Consider the following 1,443-nt stretch of genomic DNA (forward strand, 5'->3'; position numbering starts at 1 on the left):
GATATCCATTTTTACCCATATATATCTAGCGTCCGAAGGGTACATGTCAATATTATAATCTCCGTATACTGCTGTATTAGGTGCATCACATTCTGTACATGGTGCTTGCTTCCAAACATCAGGTACTCCAAATTCTTTTTTCACCTCAGATATATCTTTACCCAATGCATTTAATTTAAATGGACCAAACGTCCCATCCTGTAAAGCTGTTGTTAACATTTGTTTCATTTCTTCTTTTGTATTGATGTTGAAATTATAATCTCTGTTTTTTGCTAATGTACTATATAAAAATTGTGCATACTCCTCACGTTTCACAAGCATGTTGCCATTGTAATTACCTGCCTCATCACCGTGGGATATTCGGTTACTACGTAGCGTATTTACAAATTCATAGGCCCAATGATCTTGAGGTACATCTTTAAAGTTACTTTGTCCTTTTGATTGTAATTGAAATGCTTTTTGTAATACTACTGCCATTTCATACCGAGTTAATGCATCATCTGGACGAAAAGCACCTGTTCCATCACCTGTCATAATTCCAGCCTGTACAATAGCTTTAATATCCTTTTCAAAMATATGATTTTTAATATCGTTAAACATATTGCTCTGTTCATTGTTTGCTGTTAAACCTAAATGACGAGCGATTAAAGAAGTTACCTGGCCTCTAGTAATATTATCCCCAAAACCAAATTTTCCGTTTCCATATCCGTTAAAAAGTCCTGCTGACGCTAAGTAATCAATAGCATCTTTTGACCAGTGGTCCTTTGGTACATCTGTAAATACAGTGTTCGCATTGCCAGCTACTTTATAGTTATTCGTAGTTGTTTGTGCGTTTGCTGTGCCTGCCATCATTGTAGTTGCTAGTGCTGTGGTGATCACGAATCCCAAAATTTTTTTAGCTTTGCTTGTTTTCTTGCCCATTTGAGAAAGCCTCCCCAGTTTAATTTAACTTTATTAAATATACGTATTACACATATACATCTAATGCAGCTAAATGTACACATCGTAATTATAACATGTAAATGATGATTATTTGTCATTAATTCACTTAATGTGGATAAAATTCCAATAATCTATATAAAACTATAATTTTCAGATGATAAATATCCATTGCTATTTAATTGAAGAAAAATGCGAAAGCTTTTTATAAAATATGGAAATGTTAAAATCCCTTTGATAAAATAGCAATATGTAAAAATAGTTATTTATAAATTCTCAATGTAATGAATATTTATGTTTAAATATACGAATTTAACTACATGGTTATTGTAATAAAGGGGGAGAAAGATGTTAGATGAATTGTACAATGCTTTATTAAATGCATCGGGTTTTACAGAAAGCGCGAGGAAACGAGATCAGTATGATAAATTACATGATTATTTAAAAGATCAAGAAAGAGAGTTAAAACGATTCATTCAAGATGCTGAATCAGCGAAGAGAGAT

1 protein-coding gene is annotated in these 1,443 nt (G+C 32.5%); it reads right to left on the reverse strand.

Translation table 11 applies throughout. The features are described from left to right. Positions 1-921, reverse strand: a 921-nt coding sequence (locus tag AC1DTM_RS26365; protein WP_477001271.1) for an S-layer homology domain-containing protein, incomplete at its 3' end; no start/stop codon positions are given. Positions 922-1,443 lie beyond the last annotated feature (522 nt).

The organism is Bacillus sp. P4_D3 (genome assembly GCF_056401855.1).